At 44.9% G+C, this 283-nt stretch carries 1 protein-coding gene; it reads left to right on the top strand.

Annotated elements, in window-relative coordinates; all coding sequences use genetic code 11:
- Positions 1 to 283: beta-galactosidase (locus BSAG_RS25760; RefSeq protein WP_232287667.1), on the top strand; the 283-nt coding region annotated here is incomplete at both ends.

Below are 283 nucleotides of genomic sequence, written 5' to 3'. Positions count from 1 at the left end.
ACGTGACCTTGCGCATGCTTGATCCTTATTATATGGAACGGGTAGGCATTTTTATGAAAGAAGTCGGCAAACAACTGGCTCCGTTGCAAGTGGATAAAGGAGGAAACATTATCATGGTTCAGGTGGAGAACGAGTATGGCTCTTACGGAACCGATAAACCATACGTTTCTGCCGTGCGTGATTTGGTACGTGAATCTGGTTTTACCGATGTGCCTCTGTTTCAATGCGACTGGAGCAGTAACTTTACCAATAACGCACTCGACGATTTGATTTGGACTGTGAA

It is taken from the genome of Bacteroides sp. D1, from assembly GCF_000157095.2.
Lineage (GTDB): Bacteria > Bacteroidota > Bacteroidia > Bacteroidales > Bacteroidaceae > Bacteroides > Bacteroides xylanisolvens.
Note: the sequence above shows the minus strand (reverse complement) of the source record. Positions and strands in the feature narration are given on the sequence as shown.